General features: G+C 69.0%; 26 protein-coding genes and 2 tRNA genes. 15 read left to right on the top strand and 13 right to left on the bottom strand.

The window, feature by feature from the left end:
* Positions 1–94: 94 nt before the first annotated feature.
* Positions 95–2,191, bottom strand: a complete 2,097-nt coding sequence (locus ACSHWB_RS22345; protein ID WP_439663942.1) for a prolyl oligopeptidase family serine peptidase — start codon at positions 2,189–2,191, stop codon at positions 95–97.
* 248 nt (positions 2,192–2,439) lie between these two features.
* On the opposite strand from ACSHWB_RS22345, the gene ACSHWB_RS22350 reads away from it, so the two are divergent.
* Positions 2,440–3,012 carry an HNH endonuclease gene (locus ACSHWB_RS22350; RefSeq protein WP_093605747.1) on the top strand — a complete coding sequence of 191 codons (573 nt, stop codon included), beginning with the start codon at positions 2,440–2,442 and terminating at the stop codon, positions 3,010–3,012.
* A gap of 26 nt (positions 3,013–3,038) precedes the next feature.
* Here ACSHWB_RS22350 and ACSHWB_RS22355 read toward each other — a convergent pair whose 3' ends face one another.
* Positions 3,039–4,058, bottom strand: a complete 1,020-nt coding sequence (locus ACSHWB_RS22355) for a DUF2345 domain-containing protein (protein WP_439663943.1) — start codon at positions 4,056–4,058, stop codon at positions 3,039–3,041.
* Here ACSHWB_RS22355 and ACSHWB_RS22360 point away from each other — a divergent pair.
* From ACSHWB_RS22360 to ACSHWB_RS22370, 3 genes are read left to right on the top strand one after another with little or no spacing between them, the layout of a single operon-like run.
* Positions 4,053–5,222, top strand: a complete 1,170-nt coding sequence (locus tag ACSHWB_RS22360) for an MFS transporter (RefSeq protein ID WP_439663944.1) — start codon at positions 4,053–4,055, stop codon at positions 5,220–5,222. The genes ACSHWB_RS22355 and ACSHWB_RS22360 overlap by 6 nt on opposite strands.
* Before the next feature lie 20 nt (positions 5,223–5,242).
* Positions 5,243–5,488: an aa3-type cytochrome oxidase subunit CtaJ gene (ctaJ, locus tag ACSHWB_RS22365; protein WP_090010263.1), complete on the top strand. Its 246-nt coding sequence runs from the start codon at positions 5,243–5,245 to the stop codon at positions 5,486–5,488.
* Entirely contained in the window at positions 5,475–5,954 is a 480-nt protein-coding gene (locus ACSHWB_RS22370) for a DUF5130 family protein (RefSeq protein ID WP_439663945.1), read from the top strand. Before ctaJ ends, ACSHWB_RS22370 begins: the two co-directional genes overlap by 14 nt.
* 45 nt (positions 5,955–5,999) lie before the next feature.
* Here ACSHWB_RS22370 and ACSHWB_RS22375 read toward each other — a convergent pair whose 3' ends face one another.
* The 3 genes from ACSHWB_RS22375 to pepN all read right to left on the bottom strand — a co-directional run bounded on the left by ACSHWB_RS22375 (position 6,000) and on the right by pepN (position 10,994).
* The gene (locus ACSHWB_RS22375) at positions 6,000–6,635 is read right to left on the bottom strand and encodes a GNAT family N-acetyltransferase (RefSeq protein WP_439663946.1); all 636 of its coding nucleotides are present in this window, start codon (positions 6,633–6,635) and stop codon (positions 6,000–6,002) included.
* Positions 6,632–8,356 (bottom strand): GNAT family N-acetyltransferase, encoded by a 1,725-nt coding sequence (locus ACSHWB_RS22380; RefSeq protein WP_439663947.1) that lies wholly within the window; start codon positions 8,354–8,356, stop codon positions 6,632–6,634. The genes ACSHWB_RS22375 and ACSHWB_RS22380 overlap by 4 nt, the downstream gene beginning before the upstream one ends.
* Before the next feature lie 76 nt (positions 8,357–8,432).
* On the bottom strand, positions 8,433–10,994 hold the full coding sequence (pepN, locus tag ACSHWB_RS22385; RefSeq protein ID WP_439663948.1) for an aminopeptidase N: 2,562 nt from the start codon (positions 10,992–10,994) through the stop codon (positions 8,433–8,435).
* Between the two features lie 163 nt (positions 10,995–11,157).
* On the opposite strand from pepN, the gene ACSHWB_RS22390 reads away from it, so the two are divergent.
* From ACSHWB_RS22390 to ACSHWB_RS22410, 5 genes are all read left to right on the top strand, one after another.
* The gene (locus ACSHWB_RS22390; RefSeq protein WP_439663949.1) at positions 11,158–11,766 is read left to right on the top strand and encodes a mycothiol-dependent nitroreductase Rv2466c family protein; all 609 of its coding nucleotides are present in this window, start codon (positions 11,158–11,160) and stop codon (positions 11,764–11,766) included.
* A 50-nt stretch (positions 11,767–11,816) separates the two neighbouring features.
* Positions 11,817–12,659, top strand: coding sequence for a DNA-3-methyladenine glycosylase family protein (locus ACSHWB_RS22395; RefSeq protein ID WP_439663950.1), 843 nt, complete (start codon positions 11,817–11,819; stop codon positions 12,657–12,659).
* Positions 12,660–12,791: 132 nt separating this feature from the next.
* Entirely contained in the window at positions 12,792–14,144 is a 1,353-nt protein-coding gene (locus tag ACSHWB_RS22400; protein ID WP_439663951.1) for an aldehyde dehydrogenase family protein, read from the top strand.
* A 41-nt stretch (positions 14,145–14,185) separates the two neighbouring features.
* Positions 14,186–15,388 (top strand): GNAT family N-acetyltransferase, encoded by a 1,203-nt coding sequence (locus ACSHWB_RS22405; protein ID WP_439663952.1) that lies wholly within the window; start codon positions 14,186–14,188, stop codon positions 15,386–15,388.
* 57 nt (positions 15,389–15,445) lie between these two features.
* Positions 15,446–16,180 carry a hypothetical protein gene (locus tag ACSHWB_RS22410; RefSeq protein ID WP_439663953.1) on the top strand — a complete coding sequence of 245 codons (735 nt, stop codon included), beginning with the start codon at positions 15,446–15,448 and terminating at the stop codon, positions 16,178–16,180.
* Positions 16,181–16,187: 7 nt separating this feature from the next.
* Here ACSHWB_RS22410 and ACSHWB_RS22415 read toward each other — a convergent pair whose 3' ends face one another.
* On the bottom strand, positions 16,188–16,988 hold the full coding sequence (locus ACSHWB_RS22415) for an Fpg/Nei family DNA glycosylase (RefSeq protein WP_439663954.1): 801 nt from the start codon (positions 16,986–16,988) through the stop codon (positions 16,188–16,190).
* A complete protein-coding gene (locus tag ACSHWB_RS22420) occupies positions 16,981–17,430 on the bottom strand; it encodes a ribose-5-phosphate isomerase (protein ID WP_439663955.1) in 450 nt (149 codons plus the stop codon). Before ACSHWB_RS22420 ends, ACSHWB_RS22415 begins: the two co-directional genes overlap by 8 nt.
* A 27-nt stretch (positions 17,431–17,457) precedes the next feature.
* On the opposite strand from ACSHWB_RS22420, the gene ACSHWB_RS22425 reads away from it, so the two are divergent.
* Positions 17,458–18,123, top strand: a complete 666-nt coding sequence (locus tag ACSHWB_RS22425) for a 2-phosphosulfolactate phosphatase (protein ID WP_439663956.1) — start codon at positions 17,458–17,460, stop codon at positions 18,121–18,123.
* Positions 18,120–18,728 (top strand): MBL fold metallo-hydrolase, encoded by a 609-nt coding sequence (locus tag ACSHWB_RS22430; protein WP_439663957.1) that lies wholly within the window; start codon positions 18,120–18,122, stop codon positions 18,726–18,728. The genes ACSHWB_RS22425 and ACSHWB_RS22430 overlap by 4 nt, the downstream gene beginning before the upstream one ends.
* On the opposite strand, the gene ACSHWB_RS22435 is transcribed toward ACSHWB_RS22430, so the two are convergent.
* The 3 genes from ACSHWB_RS22435 to ACSHWB_RS22445 all read right to left on the bottom strand — a co-directional run bounded on the left by ACSHWB_RS22435 (position 18,709) and on the right by ACSHWB_RS22445 (position 19,865).
* Positions 18,709–19,083 (bottom strand): histidine triad nucleotide-binding protein, encoded by a 375-nt coding sequence (locus ACSHWB_RS22435; RefSeq protein ID WP_439663958.1) that lies wholly within the window; start codon positions 19,081–19,083, stop codon positions 18,709–18,711. The genes ACSHWB_RS22430 and ACSHWB_RS22435 overlap by 20 nt on opposite strands.
* Positions 19,084–19,230: 147 nt before the next feature.
* Positions 19,231–19,566: a VOC family protein gene (locus tag ACSHWB_RS22440; protein WP_439663959.1), complete on the bottom strand. Its 336-nt coding sequence runs from the start codon at positions 19,564–19,566 to the stop codon at positions 19,231–19,233.
* Positions 19,563–19,865, bottom strand: a complete 303-nt coding sequence (locus ACSHWB_RS22445; protein ID WP_439663960.1) for a winged helix-turn-helix transcriptional regulator — start codon at positions 19,863–19,865, stop codon at positions 19,563–19,565. The genes ACSHWB_RS22440 and ACSHWB_RS22445 overlap by 4 nt, the downstream gene beginning before the upstream one ends.
* Positions 19,866–19,922: 57 nt before the next feature.
* Here ACSHWB_RS22445 and ACSHWB_RS22450 point away from each other — a divergent pair, with 57 nt between their 5' ends.
* A complete protein-coding gene (locus ACSHWB_RS22450) occupies positions 19,923–20,477 on the top strand; it encodes an NAD(P)-dependent oxidoreductase (protein WP_439663961.1) in 555 nt (184 codons plus the stop codon).
* Positions 20,478–20,527: 50 nt separating this feature from the next.
* Here the strand turns inward: ACSHWB_RS22450 and ACSHWB_RS22455 are convergent.
* Positions 20,528–20,598 (bottom strand) — tRNA-Gly (locus ACSHWB_RS22455).
* Positions 20,599–20,661: 63 nt separating this feature from the next.
* Between ACSHWB_RS22455 and ACSHWB_RS22460 the strand changes: the two genes are divergently transcribed.
* Positions 20,662–20,735, top strand: a tRNA-Pro gene (locus ACSHWB_RS22460).
* Between the two features lie 49 nt (positions 20,736–20,784).
* Here the strand turns inward: ACSHWB_RS22460 and ACSHWB_RS22465 are convergent.
* Positions 20,785–21,546 carry an alpha/beta hydrolase family protein gene (locus ACSHWB_RS22465; protein ID WP_439663962.1) on the bottom strand — a complete coding sequence of 254 codons (762 nt, stop codon included), beginning with the start codon at positions 21,544–21,546 and terminating at the stop codon, positions 20,785–20,787.
* 19 nt (positions 21,547–21,565) lie between these two features.
* On the opposite strand from ACSHWB_RS22465, the gene ACSHWB_RS22470 reads away from it, so the two are divergent.
* Positions 21,566–23,320, top strand: coding sequence for a hypothetical protein (locus ACSHWB_RS22470; RefSeq protein ID WP_439663963.1), 1,755 nt, complete (start codon positions 21,566–21,568; stop codon positions 23,318–23,320).
* A 23-nt stretch (positions 23,321–23,343) separates the two neighbouring features.
* Here ACSHWB_RS22470 and ACSHWB_RS22475 read toward each other — a convergent pair whose 3' ends face one another.
* Positions 23,344–24,309, bottom strand: coding sequence for an ABC transporter substrate-binding protein (locus ACSHWB_RS22475; RefSeq protein WP_439663964.1), 966 nt, complete (start codon positions 24,307–24,309; stop codon positions 23,344–23,346).
* Between the two features lie 273 nt (positions 24,310–24,582).
* Between ACSHWB_RS22475 and ACSHWB_RS22480 the strand changes: the two genes are divergently transcribed.
* The gene (locus tag ACSHWB_RS22480) at positions 24,583–25,542 is read left to right on the top strand and encodes a quaternary amine ABC transporter ATP-binding protein (RefSeq protein ID WP_439663965.1); all 960 of its coding nucleotides are present in this window, start codon (positions 24,583–24,585) and stop codon (positions 25,540–25,542) included.

Genomic DNA, 25,542 nt, shown 5'->3' on the forward strand with positions numbered 1-25,542 from the left:
GTGGGGCCGTACCTCTCGAAGAACTCGACCGCCTGCGCGGTCTTGTTCGCGGCGTCATCCACAGGACTCGTCGCCAACACGTGCTCGTGCCCTCCTACAACTCCATGCCAGTGGCATTCGCGAGAAACGTCAGCTGGTCCACGGCGAGAGCCACCGTCCGGCTGACGGACCGGCCCGCGTGACCGACCTCGGTCTCGCGGCGGATCAGCACGGGGTGCTTGGTCGGATCACTGGACGAAGCGTGCTGCAGTGCCGCGCACATCTTCCTGGCGTGGTTGGGGTCCACACGAGAATCCGACTCGAACACCGTGAACAAGACCGAAGGGTACTCAACGTCCGTTACCACTCGGTGATAAGGCGAGTAGGAGAGCAACCAGCCCAGCTCCTCGGAAACGCTTGCGCTGCCGTACTCATCGGCCCACAACCGTCCCAGCAGGAACTTCTCGTAGCGCACCATGTCGAGCAGTGGCGCTGAGCACACCACCGCCGCGTAGAGCTCCGGCCGCTGGGTCAGCGCGGCGCCCACGAGCAGGCCACCGTTGGAGCCTCCCATGATCGACAGCTGCTGCGGCGTGGTCCACCCGTCGCGGATCAGACGCTCCGCCGCGGCGTGGAAGTCGTCGAACACGTTCTGCTTGTTGGCGCGCATGCCGGCGACGTGCCAGTCCTCGCCTTCCTCGTCGCCGCCGCGCAACGACACGTGCACCCACACGCCGCCGGCCTCGACCCACGCCAGCGTGGTCGCGCTGTAGCCGGGGCCGCGGCCGATCGCGAAGCCGCCGTAGCCGGTGAGCAGCGCGGGACGGGGCAGGTCGGGCTTCTGCTCGCCGCTGACGACGAACATGTGGACCGTCGTGCCGTCCTTGGACGTGTAGGCGATCTGCTGCGTCGTCACGGCCGGCAGCTCGACGCGGCCGGGCGCGGCCTCGTGCAGCACCGTCTCACCGGTGGCCTTCGAGAACCGGAACACCGACTGGGGCGTCACGAAGTCCGTCCACCCGAACCACAGCGTGTCCTGGTCGTGGCCGGTCTGGGGGTCCACCACGGACATGCCGTGCAACGAACCCGTGCCGGGCAGCGGGATCTCCTGCTTGTGCGCACCGGTCGCGGCGTCGTGCAGGTGCAGCTCGGACACCGCGTGCCTGGTGCGCAGGACGACCAGGTCGCCGTTGAGCCAGCGCACGCCGTCGAGCACCGAGTCCTGTTCCTCGCTGATGAGCTCGGTCCACTCGGTGGGGTTCGCCGGGTCGGCCACGCACAGGCGCTGCCGGGGCGCGCCGTGGTTGGTGTGCAGGTAGAGCCTGCCGTCACGGGCGACGGACGCCGAGCACTGCACGCCGGCCTCGCTCAGGATCACGGCCTTGAGCACGTTGTCGCCGTGCAGGTCCGCGATCCACACCGAGTCGTGCTTCATCGTGCTGGGCGCGCCGCTCACGACCAGCCAGCGGCCGTCGTGCGAGACGTTGAGCGAGTAGTAGAAGGTGTGCGCCTGGCCGTCGCCGTGGACGTTGAGGTCCGTCTCCGGGTCCGCGCCGACGCGGTGCCGCCACACGCGGCGGTGGAACAGCTTCTCGTCCTCGGGCAGCAGCGCCGGGTCGAGCTGGCGGACGTAGAAGAACTCCTCGCCACCGGGCAGCCAGCCGATCGACGAGTAGCGGCAGCGGTCGATCGGGCCCTCGACGTGCTCGCCGGACCCGACGTCCATGACGTGCAGCAGCGAGTGCTCGTTGCCGCCGACGGACACCTGGTAGGCGAGGCGCTCACCCTCGAGGCTGGGGGACCAGCCGTCCACTGTGGTCCGGCCGGACGGGTCGAGGGCGCTCACGTCGAGCAGCACGCGTTCGGTGCCGTCGCTCTCGCGCACCATGACCACCGGGTGGTCCTGCTCAGGGCCGCGGCGGGTGAAGAACGCCCTGCCGGCGCGCCACGTCGGCGTGGACACCGAACCCGTGCGCATCAGCTCCTTGAGCCGGGCGTCCAGGCGTGCGCGGCCGGGCATCGCGTCCAACCAGGAGCGCGCGAGCACGTCCTGTGCCTGCGACCACTCCGCGGTGCGGGGGTCTGCCGTGTCCTCGAGCCAGCGGTACGGGTCGGCGACTTCGCGCCCGTGGATCTGCTCGGCGAGGTTTAGCCGCTCGGCGATCGGGTAGGTGATCGTCGCAGGCAGTGGGGTGGAGGGTGCCTCTGTCACCTTGTCAAGGGTAGCGGGCTCTTGAAAACCATCTCCGATAGGGAGCTGGTTCACCCCAGGTTTGATCACGCATCCGTGACACGTCACTTATCACACGTGATTTTTTCCTGGTATGTGTGGTCTCCTATGGCTGAACCGGTGGAGGTGGTCGCGTGCCAGACCGACAACCGACCCCTATCGGCACCTCGCTACCAGGCGAGACGGCGCCGACGGTCCCCCCATGCCGAAAACCGCCCGAGCTGCGGGCCGTGCCGGATGGGGATCGAGATGGGGGAGGTACCGGTCCGACGCCGGCTGTTTTCCCCTGGGGAAGACGCAAGGTCCTGCTGCTGAACGCCACGTTCGAGCCGCTCACGGCGTTGTCACTGCGCCGCGCGGTCGTCCTCGTGGTCTGCGGGAAAGCCGAAGTCGTGCACGGGGACGCCTCCGGGCTGGTGCTGCACTCGTCGAAGTCCGAGGTGCTCGTGCCGTCCGTGATCCGGCTGAGCTCCTACGTGCGCGTGCCTTATCGCGGCCGCGTGCCGATGACCCGTGCCGGGCTCATGCACCGCGACCGTTATCGCTGCGCCTACTGCGGCGGGCGGGCCGAGACGATCGACCACGTCGTGCCGCGCTCGCGTGGCGGACCTCACACCTGGACCAACTGCGTCGCCTGCTGTGCGAAGTGCAACCACCGCAAGGCGGACAAGCTGCTGTCCGAACTGGGCTGGCGGCTGCGCGTCGTTCCCGCGGCGCCACGTGGCCCGCACTGGCGGCTGCTCGCCGGGGTGGCCGAGGCTGATCCGCAGTGGTTGCCGTACCTGGGTGAACCCGCGGCCTGAGGCCGGGGCTTCTTGGAGGTCCGGGGTCAGGCCGCGAGGGAGAAGTCGTCCCGGCGTGCCGTGATGCGGACCGAGTCGTCGTGTGCCGTGATGCGGACGCTGTCGTCGTGCGCCGTGATGCGCACGGAGTCGTCGTGTGCGGTGATGCGGACGCTGTCGTCCATGGTGATGCGCACGGAATCGTCGTGTGCGGTGATGCGGACGCTGTCGTCGTGCGCCGTGATGCGCACCGAGTCGTCGTGCGCGGTGATGCGGACCGAGTCGTCGTGGGCGGTGATGCGGACGCTGTCGTCGTGCGCCGTGATGCGCACCGAGTCGTCATGAGCCGTGATCCGCACGCTGTCGTCCATCGTGATCCGGACGGAGTCGTCGGTCGCGGTGATGCGCACGGAGTCGTCCATCGTGATGCGCACGGAGTCCTGCGCGGTGATGCGGACCGAGTCGTCGTGGGCCGTGATCCGGACCGAATCGTCCATGGTGATCCGGACCGAGTCCTCACGCGCAGTGATCCTCACCGAATCCTGCTGAGCGGTGATCCGAACGGAGTCTTCACGCGCAGTGATCCGGACAGAATCGGCACACGTGATCCTGACCGAATCGCTCGCCGTGATGCGGACCGAGTCCGCCATGGTGATTCGGACGGAGTCGCGGGCAGTGATGCGCACCGAATCGGTCGCCGTGATCCGAACGGAGTCGTCCATCGTGATCCGGACGGAGTCACTCGCGGTGATACGCACTGAATCGTCCTTGTAGCTCGGAAGAGTGAAGGTCACGGCCTGGGGGCGGGTCATCGTGAACATTTTGTGTCCTCCAGCTCGCTCGGGGCGGGTGCGCAAGACCCGTATAGGTGAAAAGCTAGGAGGAGAGTGTTCCGGGAACAAGACCCCAAACCGGCACCCGTTCGCCGCCGTCCGGGTGAGGCCTGACCGGGTGTAACCGCTGCGCCGCACGAGAGCACTCGTTGGCCTTACTGGCCGGTATGGACACGCTCTGTAGCGTTCAATCTGATGGAACGTGACGTGCGTCATAGCGCAAAAGGCGTGCATGGACCGGGTTTCCGAGCGCTCACCGGTGCCTGGGCGGTGTCGCTCGTCGGCGACGGCGTGCGCGTCGTCGCGCTGCCCTTGTTCACCGCGGCCAGCACCCGCAGCCCGCTCGCGGTGTCCGCTGTGGCCGTCGCGCTCACCCTGCCCTGGTTGCTCGTCGCGTTGCCCGCGGGCGCCCTTGTGGACCGCTGGAGACCGAGAACCGTTGTCGTGGTGGCACATTGGCTGCGCGCCGGAGTGACCGGAGTGCTCGCGCTCGCGGTCCACAACGGACATGCGACGGTCGTCGTCTTGTGCGCCACGGCATTCGTGCTGACCTCCGCGGAGACGTTCGCGGACTCGGCGTCGCAGGTGCTGCTCGTCGAGCTCGCGGGCCGCGACCAGCTGGAGGCGGCCAACGGCCGGTTCGTGACGGTCGAGACGATCGGCATGGACCTCGCAGGGCCGCTGGCCGCCGCAGCGCTGTTCTGGTGGGCGCCTGCGGCCTGTTTCGCCCTCGACGCGCTCTCGTTCGTCGTCGCCGCGGTGCTCGTGTCCCGCGTGCCGGACGTTGCTCCGGAGCGCTCGGGCAGTGATCTTCGCGGGCAGCTGGTGGAGGGCGCGCGGTTCCTCGTGCGGACCCCTGGCCTGCGGTCACTGGTAGTTGCCGTTGCAATCACAGCTGTCTGCGCGGCCGCGATCAACGCCATGCTGGCGCTCTACTCCATCCAGGTACTCGGCCTCGCCGAACCGGTGGTTCCATTCCTCGTCGTGTGCATGGCGGCCGGTGCTCTGCTAGGCGCCTGGCTGTCCCCGCGGCTCGCGGCGCGCTGGGGTGCCGGCCGGGTCATGGTCGGGTTCCTGGTGCTGCTCGGCGCCGCGTTCGCGTTGTTCGGCCTCACGCCGTGGCTGACTGTGGCGGTGCTCGCATGCGTGCTGTTCGGTGTGGCGGCCGCCGGCTGGAACGTGCTGTCCGCGACCCGGCGGCAACGGCTCACGCCCGGCCCGATGATGGGGCGCGTGACCAGCGCTTATCGGGTGCTCGCCTGGGGTCTCTCGCCACTGGGCGCGGGCCTCGCCGGACCGCTGGCCGCCGCGACGTCGCTCGGCACCGTCTACGTCGTGGCGGGCTCGATCGTGGGATTCACCGCGATCTTGCTGGCCCGGCCGCTCGTGCGCGGCTGAGTTCGGCTACCGTACCCGCCGTGACCATCGTGGAGACCGTTCTCGTCTTCGCGCTGATCCCGCTGGCCATTTACGGCGTGATCACGCTGCTGACGGTGAGGCCAAAGGCCACCCGGATCCCCCGGTACCGGCCGGGCCAGGAATGGGGCTACGCCCCGGTGTGGTGGAGCGCGAACCCGGCTGGGTTGAGCGCTGAGCACCACAGCGCCGCCGAGTCCGGTGCCTCGGACTCGACCGCCAAGGGAGGCGCACGTGGCAACTGGTAAAGCGATCGTGGCCGTCGACCCGTCGACGCTGCCCCTCGGCGCCGTCGTGACGAACAGCGGCCGTGTGTCCGCGGCGAAGATGTACGAGCCGCACGCGCCGGAGCTGCCGTTCACGCCCTCCCAGCTCGCGCAGCTGGACGAGGCGCTGACGCTCTCCAGCCGCAGCACGGGCCTCGACTTCAGCGTGTACCTGGGCGAGCTCGGCACCAACGCGCACGAGCGCGCGCAGGAGCTGCACGCCTCCACCGAGCGTCCGACGCACCACGTCCTCGTGGCCGTGTCGCCGGGCGAGCGCGTCGTCGAGATCGTGACGGGCGAGGAGTCGCACCGCCGGCTCGCCGACCGCGGCGCGAAGCTCGCGGTGATGAGCATGGTGGCGTCCTTCAAGGAGGGCGACCTCGCGGGCGGCCTCGTGTCGGGCCTGCGCATGCTGACCGACCAGGCCGGCAGCGCGCCGCGTTCCTGACTCTCGTTCTTCGAACGCCCCCGGCACGTCGCCGGGGGCGTTTTTTCACGCGCTGACCTCGTTGCGGGCCACCAGCAGGTCGGAGATCTTCTCCCAGCCGAGGCTGCGGTAGAGGTGCACGCCGATCGTCGAGGCGAACAGCAGCCCGGTCGTGGCGCCGTCCCGCACGGCCTCCCTGACCAGGGCGCCCATCACGACGCTGCCGAGACCGCGCCGCCGATGGGCCTCCGCGGTCTCGATGCGGTGCGCGACAGCGTCTTGTCCGACGACGGCCATCATCCCGCTGGCCGCCACCTCTCCGTCCGCCAGCACCTGGATCCTGATCACCGGGTCCCTGGTGATCTCCAGCCGGTAGCCGGCGGGCGCTTCAGGTGCGGGATGGCCGGTGAGCTCGCGCCGCAGGAACGTCTCGTCCGGGCGTGCGACGACCAACCCGGCCGCCTCGACCTCCGCGACCACCTTCTCCGGCTCGTGCGTGGGAACGCTCAACCAGCTCGGTTCCGGGGCGGCGGCGACGATCTCGGCCATCCTGCCGACTTCCGCGTCGTCCGTGGCGAGCCACTCGAACACCCGATGCGGCCGGTTCACGTGCACGACCAGATAGCCGTCGCGGTACTCCGACGTCAGCCCGTCGGCCGCGATCCAGCCGCGGTGCCAGCGCTCCACCAGTTCACCGATCATGCTTCCCCCTTGTCGTTCGCCGCGATCACGACGTCGGAGATCGTGTCCCAGCCCAGTTTCCGGTACAGGTGCAGGCCTTCCGCGGTCGCGAACAGCAGCCCGTCGCTCGCGCCGGCCTTGACCGCCTCCCGCGCCAGCACACCCATCACCACGCTGCCGAGCCCCTTGCGCTGGTGCTCCGGTTTCGTCGCGATCCGGTGCGGCACAGCGTCTTCGCCCACGACGGCGATCAGACCGCTCGCCGCCTCCTCACCGTCGCAGGTCACCACGACCTCGATCACGTCGCCCGGTGTCACCCGCACCGAGTAGCCGTCGGGAGGTTTCGGTGCCGGGTGGTCGAAGAGGCCGCGCCGCATGAACGTCTCCGGCTCGCGCGGGACCAGCCCCGCCTCCTGGACCAGGCGGGTGACCTCGGCAGGGGAGTGCGTCGGCACCGTCAGCCAGGTCGGGACGGACTGGAGCTCGACGTCCTCGGCGTGCTCGGCCACCAGCGCGTCGCCCGCGAGGATCCGTTCCTCCTCACGGCCGGGGAGGCCTGCCCAGAGGTGCCAGTTGTCCAGCATGGCGTACGGGGGTTCGAGCTCCGCCGCCCTGGCCCAGCCCGTGATCCAGCGGTCGACCAGCGCGCCGAGCTCGACGCTGTCCTCGAGTCTGTCCTCGAAATCCGGTTCGGACGGTTCGAAGTGGATTTCGACTCCGTTGCGCCGCAGGTACTTCAGCAGTCCGAAGAAGCGTTCGGGCACGGCGTCCAGCGCCACGTCCGGGTCGTGCCACACGAGCGTGATGCCGGGGACGAACCACCAGTCCTCGTACATCCCGGTGATGCTGTGCACTCCGCCGAGGAAGCGCCCAGGTCCGACCAGCGCCTCGCTGAGCGCCAAGTGCACGCCGAACTCGTCCGTGGCGTACGTGCCGTCGACGTGGTGGACGCCGGCCGTCGGTTTCGTGCGCGGGGCGTTGGCGGCGATCTCGTTCCACCACATGCGGCCGTGCGGATCCAGTGGTGCCCACAGGTTCCGCTCCGCCGGAATGCCCTCCTGCCAGCTGCGCCACACCGCACGGGCGGCGGGTTCGGGGCGTTGCCCGATCAACGAGCACTCGCCGTAGCGCGACTGGTCGAGCACGACGTCGAAGAGTCCTCCGCCCACCGCGGACGTGGTCACCGACGTGACGTCCAACACCACTCCGGCGTGCGCCACGATCCGGCCGTTGGGGTCCAGGGCTCGCAACCCCACGTACGGCCCGCGGGCGTCCTCGCGCGGTTCGGACCGGAAGAGGCCGGGGTTGTCGCAGCCGATCAGCGTCACGGGCGGCCAGACGCTGTCGAACGGGCGGGGAAACCCTTCCACCACACGACAGGTGCCGGACTCGCGCAGGTCCTTGAACAGGGAGTACCGCACGGGCAGCGGACCGAAGTCCTCACCGTCGACCAGCTGGGTCACGCAGGCGCTGGCGACGACGTCGCCGCCGGGCAGCACGGCGTGCACGACCAGGTCGCCCAGGTGCCACCACTGCGATCCGGGAGAGCCGCTGATGTCGAGGTGGAAGTCGCCGGTGAGCTCGTCCGGCGCGACCGTGCACCCGCGCAGCACGAGCCGTTCCCGTTCCGGCGGCACGATGTCCGCGAACAGCCCGTCGACGTCCACGACTCGCGCCAGGACCTCGTCGGAGTGTTCGTCGTCGTCGTACCAGCGGCAGACGACCTCGTAGCGAAATCTCACCAGACCTCCCCGAGGAGACGCTAACGCGAAAGCCCCGCGACGCGCGAACGCATTGCGGGGCTTCACGAGTGCCGCGTCAGGAGCGGTCGAACTCCTGTGCCGCAAGGGCGCGCACGATGCCCGCACGGCCTTCGGACACCAGACGGCGCAACGCCGGCGGGTGCTCGTCGGCCAGCCACGCGTCCGCGGCCTCCACAGTGGACTTCGTGATCGACCACGCCGGGAACATGCCGACGACCATCGACTGCGCGCGCTCGGAGGTGCGGCGGTCCCACACGCCCTTCACGTCGCGGAAGTAGCGCTCGACGTACGGCGCGAGCAGCTCCTTCTGGCCGGGGTGCGAGATGCCCGCGATGATCGCCTCGCTGACCGCGTTGGGCAGGTCGTCGTCGTTCACGGCCCTGTCCCAGGCCTCGTCCTTGGCCGCCGTCGTCGGGCGCAGCGCACGGGTCGACTGGGCGCGGCGGTGACCGGTGGAGGTCGGGTCGCGCTCCTCCTCGGCCGTGATCTCCGGCAGGTCCGCCTTGCCGTGCGCGACGAGTGCCTGCAGCAGGCGCCAGCGCAGGTCGGTGTCGACGTCCAGGCCTTCGAGCACCGCGGTGCCGTCGTACCAGCCCCGCAGAACGTCCACAGTGGAGTCGTCGAGCACCGACGAGGTCAGCGCGTTCACGAACGCCAGCTGGTGGTCGGAGCCCGGTTCGGCGGCCTGCGCCAGTTCCAGCGCCTTCGCCACGAACCGGCGCCAGCCCTCCGCGCGCCACGAGGCGTCCGCGTAGGACGACAGCGACGTCTGGGCCTGCAGCAGAAGTCGTTGCACCACACCGACCTCGGACTCGGAGCCGAGGCCGCCGAGCACCAGGTTCACGAAGTCGCGGGCCTTCAGCTCGGCCTCGCGCGTCATCTCCCAGGCGGCCGACCAGCACAGCGTGCGGGGCAGCGGCTCGGCGATGTCGGAGATGTGGTCGATCAGCCCGGCCAGCGAGTCGGGGTCGAGGCGCATCGTGCAGTACGTCAGGTCGTCGTCGTTGACCAGCACGATCTTGCCGCGGTGCACGCCGACCAGCTCGGGGACCTCGGTGCGGTCGCCGGTCACGTCCAGCTCGTGGCGGTGCGTGCGGACGAGCTTGCCGGAGCCGTCGTCGTCGTAGACACCGATCGCGATGCGGTGCGTGCGCAGCTCGCCGGCACCCGGACGCGCGCCGCCCTGCAGCACGGCGAACTCGGTGAACTTGCCGTCGGCGTCAACGGTGAACTTGGGACGCAACAGGTTGAGGCCCGTCGTCTCCAGCCACTGCGCGCTCCACCACGACAGGTCGCGGCCCGACGCCTCCTCCAGCGCGCCCAGCAGGTCGGCCAGCGTGGCGTTGCCCCAGGCGTGCTTGCCGAAGTAGACCCGCAGGCCCGCCAGGAAGTTCTCCAGCCCGACGTACGCGACGAGCTGCTTGAGCACCGAGGCGCCCTTGGCGTAGGTGATGCCGTCGAAGTTGACCTCGACCGCCTGCACGTCGGAGATGTCGGCGGCGACCGGGTGCGTGCTCGGCAGCTGGTCTTGCCGGTAGGCCCAGGACTTCTCGATCTTCGCGAACGTCGTCCAGGCCTGGCGGTACTCGGTGGCCTCCGCCTGCGCGAGCACGGACGCCCAGGTGGCGAACGACTCGTTCAGCCACAGGTCGTCCCACCAGCGCATCGTCACCAGGTCGCCGAACCACATGTGCGCCATCTCGTGCAGCACGGTCTCGGCGCGGCGCTCGTAGAGGTAGCGGGTGACGCGGCTGCGGAAGACGTAGTCCTCGAGGAACGTGACGCAGCCCGCGTTCTCCATCGCGCCCGCGTTGAACTCCGGCACGAAGCACTGGTCGTACTTGCCGAACGGGTACTGCACCCCGAACGCCTTGTGGAAGAACCCGAAGCCCTGCTTGGTCTCGGTGAACAGCCGCTCGTGGTCCATGTGGGGAGCGAGCGAGGCACGGCAGTAGATGCCGAGCGGGATCTTGAAGTCACCCTCGACGAACTCGTCGCGCCACTCGGCGTACGGGCCCGCGACCAGCGCCACGATGTAGGTCGACATCGGCTTGGTGGTGGCGAACGTGTGCACGTCCGCGCCGCCCTCGCCGTCCTCGGTGGCGGTGATCTCGCCGTTCGAGATGACCTTCCAGTCGTGCGGGGCCGTCACCTTCATCGAGTAGACGGCCTTGAGGTCGGGCTGGTCGAAGCACGCGAACATGCGCTTGGCGTCCGCGGTCTCGAACTGCGAGTACAGGTACACGCCGCCGTCGACCGGGTCGACGAACCGGTGCAGGCCCTCGCCGGTGTTCATGTACCGGCAGTCGGCCTCGATGGTCAGCTCGTTGGTCTCCGCGAGGTCCGGCAGCACTACGCCGTCCTCCTCGCGGTATCCGGAGACGTCGAGCTCGCTTCCGTTCAGCACAGCGCGGTGCACGGTCGCCGCCACGATGTCGATCCACGAGGAAGCACCCGGAGTCCGGCTGCGGAACACCACGGTGGTGGTGGAGCGGAACGTGTCCGAACCCGGCTTTCCGCCGCCGTCGGTCAGGTCCAGCTCGATCCGGTAGGACTCCACTTCCAGCAGCTCAGCACGGTCCTGAGCCTGGTCGCGGGTGAGGTTGGGCGCGGCCACTGGTCACCTCGTCTGCCGCGCGTGTGGTTACGCGCTGACGTCGTCGGGAATGGTTATGACTCCCGCATCCAATCACGGAACCGGCGTACGGGAAGAGATGACAGGGTGATCTCGTTGGGCTGATGGGGCGATAACGCCACCGACCGTCACTAAAGGGGCACGCATGACCGACAAGGCGAAGGTCGACTTCTACTTCGACCCTCTTTGCCCGTTCGCCTGGATCTCCTCGCGATGGATCCTCGAGGTGGAGAAGGTTCGCGACATCGACCTGAGCTTCCACGTGATGAGCCTCGCCGTGCTGAACGAGGGCCGAGACCTGCCCGAGCAGTACAAGGAGCTCATGACCAAGGGCTGGGGTCCGGTCCGCGTGGCCATCGCCGCGGAGCAGAAGTTCGGCAACGAGGTGCTGCCGAAGCTGTACGCCGCGATGGGCACTCGCATCCACAACGAGGGCAACCAGGACTTCGACGAGATCATCAAGCTGGCGCTCGGCGACGCCGAACTGCCGGCTGAGCTCGCCGAGGCCGCGCACTCGACCGAGTACGACGAGGCGCTGCGGGCGTCGCACCACCGCGGCATGGACCCGGTCGGCATGGACGTCGGCACGCCGACCATCCACATCGACGGCGTCGCGTTCTTCGGCCCGGTGCTCACGAAGATCCCGCGGGGCGAGGAGGCGGGCACGATCTTCGACGGCGCCAAGCTGCTGGCCGGCTACCCGTACTTCTTCGAGCTCAAGCGGACCCGTTCGGGTGAGCTCGACTTCAGCTGACCTCGTGGTGGTCCGTTTTCTGTCAGGGGTGCTCGCTAGCGTCTCGTGACATGGCAGACCACCGCGTCGAAGTCGCAGTTCAGGGCCCCTGGTCGCTGGCGACGTCCAGGGAGTTCTGGGAGGGCTTCACGCCGTCCGCGTTGCCCGCGCGCGAGGGCGAGGCGCTGCAGGCGACGTTCCTCGTCGAAGGTGAGTGGCGCCGTGCTTCGGTCTCCGTGACCCAGCACGGCGCCACCGCCGTCTTGTCGCTGTCCGGTCCGGGCGATCTGGACCTGGCGGCGGCGCAGGTGTGCCGGTTCCTGTCGCTGGACGTCGACGGGCGGGCGTGGCCCGACGTCGGCCTGCGCGATCCGGTGATCGCCTCCGCCCAGGCCTTGTTGCCCGGCTTACGGCCGTGCGGCTTCTACTCGCCGTACGAGGCGGCGGCCTGGTCTGTTCTGTCGCAGCGGATCCGGGTGTCGCAGGCCGCTGTGTTGAAGGCTTCTTTGCTGCGGGACGGCGTGTTCCCGTCGCCTGCGGAGTTGTTGTCGCTGGACCTGGATCTGCCAGGTCGCAAACCCGAGTATCTGCGCGCGGTGGCCGAGGCCGCGTTGGACGGGCTGCTGGACGCGGTGACGTTGCGTGCGCTCAAGCCTGCGGCTGCTGTGCTGGCGGTGCAGCAGGTGAAGGGGCTGGGGCCGTTCGCCGCCGAGTTGGTCGTGCTGCGTGGGGCGAACGCTCCGGATGCGGTGCCGCACAACGAGTCTCGGCTGACCGATGAGGTGGCTGAGCGGTATGGGCGGCCGTTGGCCGAGGTGTCGGAGGCTTGGCGGCCTTATCGGACTTGGGCTGCGGTGCATCTGCGGGTGTTGCGGGAGCGGCGGCTGGGAGGGGTGGTGGCTGCTTCGGGGTGAGGGGCCGCGTCGTTCTCGGGTCACCTCGGCGTTCTGACTCCGAACGCACCCTCCGACGTGAACCCCGCCCCCAGATGTGACAGGCTGAGGCGTAGTCAGCGCAGTGGTGTCACATCCGCCTGGAGGGCTCCCGTGATCGAGGTCGTCAACCCCGCCACCGAGGAAGTCATCGGCACGCTCGCCGAGGGCACACCGGCCGACGTCGACACGGCCGTGGCCAATGCGGTCGCCGCGTTCCAGCAGTGGTCGCAGACCTCGGTACAGGAACGAGCCAAGGCGGTCCGGGCGATCATCGACGGCCTGCGCGCCCGTGCTGATGAGCTCGCGGCGACCATGACGCGGGAGATGGGCACGCCGCTCACCTTCAGCCAGAAGGTGCAGGTCGCGAACCCCGTCGCCATCGCGGAGGGCGTCGCGGACGTGCTGGAGCGCGGGTACTTCGAGCCGGAGGAGATCGGCAACTCGCTGGTCTTCCGCGAGCCGGTCGGGGTTGTGGCGGCCATCACGCCGTGGAACTTCCCGCTGCAGCAGATGGTCGCGAAGGTCGTGCCGGCCCTCGCCGCGGGCAACACCGTGGTGCTCAAGCCCAGCGAGCTCGCGCCCAAGACGGCCGACCTGCTCGCCGAGATCGTCACGGCTGCCGTGCCCGAGAACGTGTTCCAGCTCGTCCACGGCACGGGGCCGGTCGTCGGCGAGGCGCTGGCCGCGCATCCGGACGTGGACATGGTGTCGTTCACCGGGTCGACGAACGCCGGCCGGCGGGTGTCGGCCGTTGCCGCGGAGACGGTGAAGCGGGTCGCGCTGGAACTCGGCGGCAAGTCGGCGTGCATCGTGCTCGACGACGCCGACTTCGGGCGCGCGGTGAAGATCGCGGTCGCCAACTCGTTCATGAACAACGGGCAGGCGTGCAGCGCGTGGACTCGGCTGCTCGTGCCGCAGGAGCGGCACGACGAGGCCGTCGAGTTGGCTGCGCAGGCGGCAAAGAAGTACACGTCGGCCGACCCGGCGGAGCCGTCCACGCGGATCGGGCCCGCGGTGTCGAAGGCGCAGCGCGACCGGGTCGTCGGGTACATCCGCAAGGGCGTCGAGGAAGGCGCGACGCTGGCCGCCGGTGGGCCGGAGGCGCCGTTGCCGAAGGGGTTCTACGTCACGCCGACGGTGTTCGGTGGGGTGACGCCGGAGATGACGATCGCGCAGGAGGAGATCTTCGGGCCGGTGCTGTCGGTCATGCCGTACGCCGACGAGGACGACGCGGTGCGCATCGCGAACTCCACCATCTACGGGCTGGCGGGTGCGGTGTTCTCCGCGGACACCGATCGCGCGCTCCGGGTGGCGCGGCGGTTGCGGACCGGGCAGGTCGACATCAACGCCGCCGCGTTCAACACGAGCGCGCCGTTCGGCGGTTACCGGCAGTCGGGCAACGGGCGGGAGTTCGGCCGGTTCGGGCTGGACGAGTTCTGCGAGGTCAAGTCCGTTCAGCGGTAATTGGGCTGCGAGCGGGCGCGCACCGGCGTATCACTGCTGGCATGGCTGACCCGGCGCTGAGCATCAGGACCATCACCGACTCCGACCTCCCCGAGTTCCAGCGGGTGATGGCGTGGGCGTTTCTGAGCGACACGATGGGGGAGGACAGCAAGTGGCTCAAGGTCCTGGAGAAGGACCGGGCGCACGTCGTCCTCGACGGTGACGAGCTGATCGGCACGGCTGCGGTGCTCACGCGCGAGATCACCGTTCCGGGTGAGCGGCAGGCCCCGGCCGGCGCGGTGACGGTGGTGTCGGTGAAACCCGGCCACCGTCGTCGCGGCGTGGCGTCGTTGATGATGAAGACGCAGCTGCACGGCATGCACGAGGCCGGCGAACCGATCGCGATGCTGTGGGCGTCGGAGGGCGGCATCTACCGCCGCTACGGTTACGGCGAATATGCGACCAGCATCGCCATGCTGAAGATGCCGACGCGTTTGGCTTTCCACCGCGGTGTGCACGTCAGCGACACACGGATCCGTCAGGTGTCGCGAGAAGAAGCGCTGCCGATCATGCGCGAGATCCACGAACGGGTGCGCTGCACGCGGGTCGGCTGGCTGAGCCGGGTCGAGCACACCTGGGACGTGCAGCTGGCCGACCGCGAGATCGACCGCGGCGGACTCTCCTCGTACCGCTACTGCCTGCATCCCGAGGGGTATGTGGTGTTCCGGGTCAAGTCGGACGGTGGTTCGGCCGAGCTGCACGTGCGTGAGCTGGTCTGCGAGACCGATCAGGCCTACGCCGACCTCTACCGGTTCCTGCTGGACATGGACCTCGCGGAGGAGATCTCCTTCTACACCGCCTGGGACGACCCGATCGTGCACATGGTCGACAACCCCCGGAAGGTCGTTCGCGAGGCGGGTGACGCGCTGTGGCTGCGGATCGTCGACATCGACCGGGCTCTCCCGCTGCGCCACTACTCGTCCGATGTGGACAGCGTGCTGGAGGTCGAGGACTCGCTCTGCCCGTGGAACTCCGGCCGTTGGCGCCTGAACGTCAAGGGCGGGGAAGCGACCGTCACGCCCACCGAGGACCCGGCGGACGTGTCGCTCGACATCGCCGCGCTCGGTAGTGCTTTCCTCGGCGGCGTACGGCTTTCTGTGCTCAGGCGTGCACACCGCGTGGTCGAGCACACGCCAGGACATGTGGACGCGCTGACGACGGCGTTCCTCGGAGCGCGTGAGCCGCACTGCCCCGAGGTGTTCTGACGGAACTCACGGCGGTGGTCGCTCGTTGACGGTTCACCTGGTGTGGGAGGTAAAGCCGTGGGCACCATCGTGTGGATCGTTGTGCTGGTACTGCTGATCGCGGGCGTGTTCTACCTGGTCAGCCAGAGCAACGCGCGCAAGGCCAGAGAGCTCGACGACGCCAAGGCGGAAGCACGCCGCTGGGTCGAGCGGCTGGGCGGGCAGGTGATGAGCCTCACCGGCAGCAACACCGCCTCGACGCAGGCGATGGCCGACGCGTCCGAGCGCTTCACCGCCGCCGGTTCGCAGATGGAGCAGGCCCGCACGATCCCGCAGGCCCGGCTGGTCACCGAGACCGCGATGGAAGGCCTCCACTACGTGCGCGCGGCCCGTGAGGCCATGGGCATGGACCCCGGACCGGCGCTGCCCGAGAGCGCGAGCCAGAAGCAGGCGGGTGCCGTCAGCGAGGACCGTCAGGTCGCCGTCGAGGGCCACCAGTACGCCGCCTCGCCGCACTCCGGTTCGGGCACGCCCTACTACTACCCCGGTGGCATGGTCGCCGGACGCCCGGTGCCGCGTGGCTGGTACTCCGAGCCGTGGTGGAAGCCCGCGCTCGTGGCCGGCGCATGGGGCGTGGGCACGTTCCTGCTGATGGATGCCATGTTCTCCGGCATGCACGGTGTCGGCGACTACGGCATGGCCGACGCGGGCATGGGCGACATGGGAATGGGAGACATGGGCGACATGGGCGGTGCCGACGTCGGTGACGCCGGTGGCTTCGACTTCGGCGACATGGGCGGGTTCGACTTCTAGAAACCGGCTACGGCTGGCAGGCGGGGCACCAGAAGAGGTTGCGGGCCGCCAGCTCCGTGGTCATGACCTCGGTGCCGCAGACCAGGCACGGCTCCCCGGCACGGCGGTAGACGTACACCTCACCGCCGTGCCGATCCACGCGTGGGGCGCGGCCCATGGCACGGGGCATGTGCTCGGTGCGGACGGTGTTGATCTGGCCGACCTTCACGCCGTCCTTCATCAGCACGACGAGGTCGGCCCAGATCGCGTCCCACAGCTCGCGGCTGACCTTGTTGCCGACCAGCAACGGGTTCACGTTGTGCCGGAACAGCACCTCGGCGCGGTAGACGTTGCCGACGCCCGCGAGGACCTTCTGGTCCATCAGCAGCACGGCGAGCGACTGCTTCGACCGGATGATCCGCTCGTAGGCGCGGTCGGGGTCGGCGTCGCGGCGCAACGGGTCGGGCCCGAGGCGCTCGCGGATCAGCTTGACCTCGTCGCGGTTCAGCACCTCGCACGCGGTCGGGCCGCGCAGGTCCGTCCAGTGCGTCTCGCCGACCATCCGCATCCGGACCTGGCCCACGGGCAGCAGGACCGGCAGCGGTGACTCGGTGAACGTCCCGTACAACCCGAGGTGGACGTGCACGATCGCGTCCGGTCCGTAGACGTGGAACAGGTGCTTGCCGTGCGCCTCGGCGCGGACGAGCTTCCGTCCGTCCACAAGGGACGCCGCGAAGCGTCCCTGCGGACTGGTGACGGCCACGGGGCTGCCCGCGTACCGGCGCTGGTGCAGCCGCGCGAGGCGGTGCAGCGTGTGGCCCTCAGGCACGGTCTTCGTACGCGCTGACCTGGTCGATGCGGCGCTGGTGGCGCGGCTCGCCCGAGAACGGCGTCTTGAGGAACGCCGACACGATCTCGGTCGCCTCCTCGGTCGAGTGCTGGCGGGCACCGATGCCGACCAGCAGCGCGTCGTTGTGCTGACGGGCCAGCTGCGCGGTGTCGACGTTCCACGCCAGCGCGGCGCGGGCGCCCTTCACCTTGTTCGCGGCGATCTGCTCGCCGTTGCCGGAGCCGCCGATCACGACACCGAGGCTGCCGGGGTCCGCCACGACGCGCTCGGCGGCGTCGACGCAGAACGACACGTAGTCGTCCTGGGCGTCGTACTCGAGGGCGCCGACGTCGACGACCTCGTAGCCCTGCTCGGTGAGAGCCGTGATCAGGTGGGACTTCAGTTCGAAGCCAGCGTGGTCTGCTGCCAGATAAACGCGCACGTCACGGAGTCTGACACGCTGGCGGGTGTGTTCAGCCAGGAGGGGTACCAGCTGAGGCTGGAATGGGGGCCCGAGGGCGTCAACGCCCTGCGGGACTGTGACGTGCTGATAGTCGTCGACGTGCTGTCGTTCACGACGTCCGTCGACCTGGTCGTGGCCAACGGCGGCCAGGTGCGCCCGGCGCGGTGGCGGCCGGAGTCGGGAAAGACCCTGCGACCAGCATCACTCGCCGGGGAGACGGGATTGGTCGAGCTGCCGTCGCCGAACGGCTCGAACCTGTGCTTCCTCGCGGGGGAGACCGGCGCCCACGTGCTCGCGGCCTGCCTGCGCAACGCCACGGCCGTGGCGAAGCGGGCACAGGAGCTGGGGGAGAGGATCGGGGTGATCCCCGGCGGCGAACGGTGGGGACTCGACATCCTCAAATCGGGCCCGCGCGAGTTCGGTCCGTTGCGGCCGTGCGTCGAGGACTACCTCGGTGCCGGCGCGGTGCTGGCCGCGCTGACGGGCACGGCGTCGCCGGAGGCCAGGCTGGCGGCCACCGCGTTCCGCACGACCGACGTGCCGGCCGCGGTGAGGGGGTGCGGGTCGGGCCGGGAGCTGGTCGAGAACGGCCACGCCGCCGACGTCGACCTGGCGGTGCGGGTCAACGTCAGCACCGCCGTTCCGATGTTGGTCGACGGGGTGCTGCGGTGATCGAGATCGCGGACGGCGTCTTCGTCCGCCGGCACACCGAGCTGGACCTGACGCTCGGCCTCATCACCGGATCGGGCGACTCGCTGCTGGTGGACTCCGGCATGGACCTCGCCCTCGCGAACGAGGTCCGGCCGTCGCGGATCGTGTTGACGCACAACCACTTCGACCACGTGCTGGCCACCGGGGCGTTCCTGCCGTGCGAGGTGTGGGCGCACGAGGGCTGCGTCGTCGACGACAGCCTCCTCGAAGACCGCGCCAAGTACTACGACGAACCGTTCGAGGGCATGCTCGTCGCGCCCACGCACACGTTCCGCGACACCGTCACGCTGGACGTCGGCGGCCGCCGCGTAGACCTGCACCACTTCGGCCCCGCGCACACCTCGCACGACGTGGTCGTGCACGTGCCGGACGCCGGTGTCGTGTTCGCGGGAGACCTGGTGGAGCAGGGCGCTCCCGCTCAGGCAGGCCCGGACGCCACGCCGTCGAACTGGCGCAACGTCCTCGACAAGCTTCTGGAACTGGACCCGCGGATCGTCGTGCCGGGCCACGGGGACCCGGTCGACGCCCAGTTCGTGCGGGAGATGGTTATCCCGGCGGCCACGTGAGACCGCGCCCGCCGAGGACGTGGCAGTGCACGTGGAAGACGGTCTGGCCGCCGTCCTTGCCGGTGTTGAACACGAGCCGGTAGCCGGACTCGTCGATCCCCTCGGACTTCGCGACCCGGTGCGCCGTCGCGAGGATCTGCCCCGCGAGCACCGGGTCGACGTCGCCGATCGCCGCGTGGTGCTCCCTGGGGATCACCAGGACGTGCGTCGGCGCCTTGGGGTCGATGTCGCGGAACGCGAGCGTCGTGTCGTCCTCGGTCACGACGGTCGCCGGGATCTCGCCCGCGACGATGCGGCAGAACAGGCAGTCGGTCACGCCCGCATCGTATTGGTACCGATGGACCCTGTCGTTCATGCCCGGCCACGATGAATCATGTCCGGGTGAAAGGCGCCAAGCTGCTGATCATCGTGCGGTGCCTCATCAGTTTCGCGATCGGCGTACTGCTCGTGATCCTCGCGATCCGCTTCGGTGAGGTGCTCTGGCGCGCAGTCCACTAGTTCTTCAGTGGACGAAGCAGAACTCGTTCCCCTCTGGGTCGCGCATGACCTGGAAGCTGCCCTTCTCGTCTGTGTGCACGACGCCTTCGCGGGTCGCTCCCAGGCTGACGGCCTTCACGACCGCCGCCTCGATGTCGTCGACCACGAAGTCGAGGTGGAAGCGGTTCTTCACGTCCTTGCGCTCCGGCACCGGCTGGAACGACATCCGCACACCACCGGGCGGCTCGACGTGCGCCCACCCGTGCTCGCGGTTCACCGGCTCACCACCGAGCAGCTCGGCCCAGAACCGGACGAGCCGGCTCGGGTCGTTGCTGTCGAGGACGATCTGCTCCAGCCTCACGTCTCCACCAGGTTCTCTCGGGCCCAGTCACAACACAGGTCGAGCAGTCCGAGCATCTTGCGACCGTGCGCGGTCAGCTCGTACTCGACGCGGGGCGGGTTCTCCTCGAACGCCTCGCGCGAAACCGTGCCTTCGCGCTCCATCGCCCGCAACGTCTCGGTGAGCACCTTGGGCGTCACGCCCGGCAACCCGGCGCGCAGCTCGGTGAACCGCCGGCGTCCGTCCTGCAGCCCGCGCAACACGTGCGCGGTCCACTTGTCGCCGATGCGGTACGGCAGGTCCGCGTGGTCGCATTCCACCTGCTCACCCCCGATATCGTTGCGGGAACCGGACACCGGCACCCTACCTTCGCGCCCATGGCGAAGATCGTTGTTTTCGGAGCGTCCGGCAAGGCAGGCAAGCAGATCGCGGCCGTCGCGGAGGCCCGCGGCCACGAGGTGACCAGGATCGGGCGCGACCCCGGCGTGCAGGCGGCGGCCGAGGTGGCGGCGGGGTACGACGTCGCGGTGAGCTCGGTGGCCGACCTCTCGCGAGACCCGGCGGAGTTCTACCGCGAAGCAGCTCATGCGCTCGTGGCGTCGGGCGTCGGCCGGATCATCGTGGTCGGCATCTACACGTTGCTGGAGACCGCGCCGGGCGTGCGGGTGATCGACGGTCCGGACTTCCCGGACGAGCACAAGCCGTTCTGCCTCGGGCACGCGGCGGGTGTGGAGGTGCTGGCAGGGTCCGAGGCGGACTGGCTGGTGATGAGCCCGTCCGGCAACTTCGGCGGCACGTCCACGGGCGGGTACCGCCTGGCACCGGTCGATCCGGCGGACGAACTGACCTACGAGGACTTCGCCGTGGCCGTGGTGGACGAGATCGACAACCCGGCCCACCGCCGCACGCAGATCGGCGTGGCATCGGCGTGACCTAGCTCACGAGAAAGGCCCGAGTGCATCAGCACTCGGGCCTTCGTCAGAGCGGGCGACGGGAATCGAACCCGCGTAGCTAGTTTGGAAGACTAGGGCTCTACCATTGAGCTACGCCCGCATGCCGTCCCTCTTCAGGGGCTGCGATCAATACCTTAGCGGGTGGCGGTAAGATACGTACAACCGGGGCGTGGCGCAGCTTGGTAGCGCACCCGCTTTGGGAGCGGGGGGTCGCAGGTTCAAATCCTGTCGCCCCGATCGGTTGTCGAACGCCCTCGGCGAAGGAACCTCGCCGGGGGCTTTTGGCTCATTTCACCAGGTAGCGGCTCGCCCACGCGGCCAGCACCTCCGCCACGTACGCGGCGTCCGCACGGTCGGTCAGCAGGTGGTCCGCGCCGTCGAGCGAGACGAACGACTTGGGGTGGCGGGCCGAGTCGAAGATCATGCGGGCGTTGTCCACGCCGACCGTGTCGTCCTGCGGTGAGTGCATGACGAGCAGCGCACGGTCCAGTCCCGCGATGCACGCCGTCTGGTTCTGCTGGTTGATGTCGAGCAGGAAGTCGTTCTTGATCCGGAACGGGCGCCCGGCCAGCAGCACCTCGGCCACGCCGTGCGTCTCGATCTCCTCCTTGGACGAACCGAGCAGGTGCTCGACGTGGGTGGTGTCGGCGGGGGCGCCGATCGTGACGACGGCCTTGACCTCCGGCACCTGACGCGCCGCTGCCAGCACGGCGGCGCCGCCCAGTGAGTGTCCGATGAGGACGCTCGGGGCGCCGATGGTGTCGCGCAGGTGGTTGGCCGCGCACACGAGATCGTCGACGTTCGACGTGAACGTGGTGTTGGCGAAGTCGCCGTCGGACTGGCCCAGGCCGGTGAAGTCGAACCGCAGCACGGCCACCCCGCGCTCGGCGAGCCTGCGGGAGATCCTCGTGGCCGCCACCGAGTCCTTGCCGCAGGTGAAGCAGTGCGCGAACACGGCGGTGGCCACGACGTCGCCGGCGGGCAGTTCGAGGCGGCCCGCCAGTGCCTGGCCGTCGATGCCCGCGAAGACCGCTTTCCGGTTGTCCATGCCCTCTATGGTGCGTCACGTGCGCTATCAGTACCTCGACGGCCGGCTGCGGCAGGCGTTCGACGACGCCGGGCTCGACCGCGGGCAGCGGGCGTTGTTGCAGGGCGTGCTGCGCGCACTCGACCCCGACGCGCACCTCGGTGAGCACGTGGCCGGTCTCAACAGCGCGTTCCTCGCCGTCCTGCGTGCCCAGACCGCGTTGGAGAGCCACGCGACCGAGGACCAGCCGCGGTGGAACCTGTTGCGGCGCATCATCGCCACGTCGTTGGCGTGCATGGACGCCGCCAAACCCGCCTACGCCCACGGTGGCGGGCTGGAGCTCGCCAAGGCCCGCAGGGTGCTGGTGAAGGTCGACGCGGCCATCGCGGCGGACGGTCAGCGGCTCGATCCCCAGGTCACGGCCGCAGCTGCCGCGAAGCTCGACCCGCGGGCGCTGCGCAAGGCAGTGCAGAAGTGGGTCACTCCACTGTGGAACGGGGTCGAGCTCCCGTTGCGCGCCAGGATGATCGCCGAGGTCGCGGTCGTCGTCGCGGTGCACGGCCGGGACGGCAGGCAGTTGCGCACGGACCTGTTGAGGTGGCTCAAGAAGCCCGGCGACCTCGGTGAGGTGCTGTGGCCGCGCAAGCAGAAGCACGTCGTGGCGTTCGTCGTCAGGGGCGCGCGGGTGCTCAGGCACCTGGACGAGCTGCTGCCCCAGGCGAGGCAGGAACCGTTGCACCGCAACAGGTTGCCGAAGGACGACTTCCTGAAGGACGCGGTCACCGGGTCGTCGGTGCTGGTACGGGTGCCGGTCGTGGCGGCGGACGTGCACACGGCCGCGCAGAAGGCGCGCAGGGTGCTCAGCGAGGTGCTCGACCAGTACGCGGCGGGGGAGCGGCTGACCGAGCTCGACATCGCGCCGGTCTGGCAGGTCAGCGGGCCGGGCGGACGGGTCACCCGCGGCACCGAGCACCAGCGCACGGTCGGCAACGCCTACCCGCTCACCGCGTACTGGCCGGCCGAGCTGCGCAGCGCCATGCGGGTGGCGAACCTGGCGCGGCAGGTCGACGCGCCGATGGCCAGCGCCGGGCTCGCGTGGAGCGCGCTGGAGGCCACGGGACTGGATCCTGGCAAGATCGCCTGGCTGGCCAAGGCCTGTGCGCTGCAGATGTTGCGGCAGCACCTCATCAGCCTGCACGTCGTGGTCACCAACCACGACACCGAGCTGCGCGGGCCGCTCGACGCGCACGTGCCGACGACGGGTGTGAAGCACCACCTGAAGTCCGTGGACGCCTGGCTGGAGGTGCTCGTCCAGCACAACCGCCCGGACGAACAGCTCGCAGCCGCCCAGAAGGCCATCACCGCGCTCGCCGAGAGCGAGGGCGGTCTCGTGCAGGACCTCACTGAGCTCTGGCGCGGCAGGCTCGCGGACTCGAAGGTCCTGGCGGGCTGGTTGCGCGAGCAGGAGGACACCGCGGCCGCGTTGCTGGAATGGCTCTACGTCACCAGGAACCTGGCGTTCCACGCGGGACGGTTCGCCTCACCGGCCGACACGCTGACCGCGCACGCCGGGCAGGCTGTCGCCGATCTCACGCTCGAGTTCCTCGGAAACTGGCGAACTGTCGAAAGACAGCGAAGCCGGCAGGAGACCTCCGCCGTGGAGATCTACCGCCGGCTCGCGCAACGTCAGGACCAGCTGGTGGCCCGGCTCAAACGGGCAGGTTCGGTGCGCAGGCTCAGCGTCGAGGACATCTCCGGCCCCGACGAGAAGTGGTGGTCGCGCGGCCGGAACTGACGCACGCCAGACCAGGACGATAGTTACGGCTTGGCCTTCGTGAGCCAGTCGTCGACCCGGTCGGGGTTCGCCTCGACCCACCGCTTCGCCGCCTCGTCGGGCGACATCTTGTACTTCGCGATGAACGACGCGACCGTGTCCTGCTCGTCGTTGCTCCACTGGAAGTTCTGGACCAGCCTGGCCGCGGGGCCGCCCTTGTCCATGAACTTCTTCGCGGCGATCTTGTCGAGCTCGTAGCGCGGGTAGTCGCAGGCCACCTTGACCGCGTCCGCGTCACAACCGGCCGTGTACGGGGGAAGGTCCACCTTGACCAGTTCGATGTCGAGGTGCAGCCACTGCGGCTCGAAGAAGTAGCCGATCAGCGGCGTCTTCTTCTCCTGGGCCTGGCGGAACGCCTTGATCGACGCTTCCTCGCTGCCCGCGTAGACGACCTTGTAGTTGAGGTTCAGGTTCTTGACCAGGGCCTCGTCGTTCGTCACGAACGACGGGTCGCCGTCGAGCACCTGGCCCTTGCCGTCGGACTGCGGGGTCTTGAACTTCTCCGCGTACTTGTTGAGGTTCTGCCAGTTCGTGATGTCCGGGAACTCTTTTTTCATCCACGGCGGCACGTACCAGCCGATCACGCCCTTGTTGCCGGTCGGGCCCACCCGCACGGCCGTGCGCTTCTCGTCGATGTACTTCTGCTTCAGGTCCTCGTGACCCCAGTTCTCCAGGATCACGTCGATCTCGCCGGAGTCGAGGCCCTGCCAGGCCGTTTGTTCGTCGACTTCCTTTTTGGTCACCTTGCAGCCGAGCCGTTTCTCGGCGAGGTACGCGACCACGGCCGCGTTCGCCTCGTAACCGACCCACGGGTTGACCGCGATGGTGATGGAGCCGCAAGGCTCGGTGGGTGCTGCCGAACTGGACCGCGGTGACGCCGTTGAACCACCGCCACAACCGGCAATCGTCAACACGAACGTCATTGCCAGAGCGATTCTGGGGGCTTGCACGAACAGCTCCTCGTCGGGGGGAAGAGCGATGCAGGAGACCGCTCAGTTCAGCTTTTCCCGATCGATCAGACGCAGTCAAGTCATGGGATGATTGGTTGTCCACAAAGGATCAGATATGTATCGGCCCTTGACCGTACCCGTGCGAAGGTCAATGCTGTCGCGCATCGAGAAACGGTGTGCGCAGTCCGCAACAGGTCGGAGTGGTTTGGCGTGGATCCCGTGATTTCGGTCAGGGACCTGTGGAAGGTGTTTGGCCCCAACGCATCTCAACTGGTGGCCTCGGACGAGCTCAAAGCACTGTCGCGGCAGGAACTGATGGACCGCACGGGTTCCGTCGCCGCCGTGCGGGGAGTCGACTTCGACGTCGCTCCCGGTGAGATGTTCGTGGTCATGGGACTTTCTGGATCGGGAAAGTCCACACTGGTCCGCTGTCTCACGCGGTTGGTGGAACCGACCGCGGGCACGATCATGTTCGAAGGCGAGAACATTCTCGAAGCGGACGCCAAGCGCCTGCGCGACCTGCGCAGGAACAAGTTCTCCATGGTGTTCCAGCACTTCGGTCTTCTCCCGCATCGCACCGTCGCCGACAACGTCGGTTACGGACTGGAAATCCGCGGGGTACCGCGGGCGAAACGTGCGGAGCGGGCGCAGGAAGTAATCGATCTGGTGGGGCTCGCCGGCAACGAGAAGTCCTATCCGGACCAGCTCTCCGGCGGTATGCAGCAACGCGTCGGTCTCGCCCGCGCGCTCGCGGGAGATCCCGACGTCCTGTTCTTCGACGAGCCGTTCTCCGCGCTCGACCCGCTGATCCGGCGCGACATGCAGTCCGAGGTCATCCGGCTGCACCGCGAGGTCGGCAAGACGATGGTCTTCATCACCCACGACCTGAGCGAGGCGCTCAAGCTGGGCGACCGCATCCTGATCATGCGCGACGGCAAGGTCGTGCAGGTCGGCACCGGCGACGAGCTGGTGGGCGCGCCCGCGGACGACTACGTGCGCGACTTCGTGCGGGACGTGCCCAAGTCGCACGTGCTCACGCTGAAGTGGATCATGCGTCCGCCGCGTCCGGAGGACGAGCTCGACGGACCCGAGCTGGCGCCGGAAACCGTTGTGCGGGAAGCCGTCCGCAGCGTGCTGAGCGCGGACAAGCCGGTGAAGGTCGTCAAGGACGGCGAACTGCTCGGTGTGGTCGCGGACGAGGAGATCCTCGGGGTCGTGGCCGGGGAGGCGTGA

The organism is Lentzea sp. HUAS TT2, assembly GCF_051853195.1.
Lineage (GTDB): Bacteria > Actinomycetota > Actinomycetes > Mycobacteriales > Pseudonocardiaceae > Lentzea.

What these genes read in the sequence shown, in the direction of transcription:
- ACSHWB_RS22355 (WP_439663943.1), bottom strand. Translation starts at nt 4,058, where the DNA reads ATGCACGCCTTTTGCGCTATGACGCACGTCACGTTCCATCAGATTGAA.
- ACSHWB_RS22375 (WP_439663946.1), bottom strand. Translation starts at nt 6,635, where the DNA reads ATGATCGGTGAACTGGTGGAGCGCTGGCACCGCGGCTGGATCGCGGCC.
- ACSHWB_RS22390 (WP_439663949.1), top strand. Translation starts at nt 11,158, where the DNA reads ATGACCGACAAGGCGAAGGTCGACTTCTACTTCGACCCTCTTTGCCCG.
- ACSHWB_RS22395 (WP_439663950.1), top strand. Translation starts at nt 11,817, where the DNA reads ATGGCAGACCACCGCGTCGAAGTCGCAGTTCAGGGCCCCTGGTCGCTG.
- ACSHWB_RS22405 (WP_439663952.1), top strand. Translation starts at nt 14,186, where the DNA reads ATGGCTGACCCGGCGCTGAGCATCAGGACCATCACCGACTCCGACCTC.
- ACSHWB_RS22435 (WP_439663958.1), bottom strand. Translation starts at nt 19,083, where the DNA reads ATGAACGACAGGGTCCATCGGTACCAATACGATGCGGGCGTGACCGAC.
- ACSHWB_RS22450 (WP_439663961.1), top strand. Translation starts at nt 19,923, where the DNA reads ATGGCGAAGATCGTTGTTTTCGGAGCGTCCGGCAAGGCAGGCAAGCAG.
- ACSHWB_RS22465 (WP_439663962.1), bottom strand. Translation starts at nt 21,546, where the DNA reads ATGGACAACCGGAAAGCGGTCTTCGCGGGCATCGACGGCCAGGCACTG.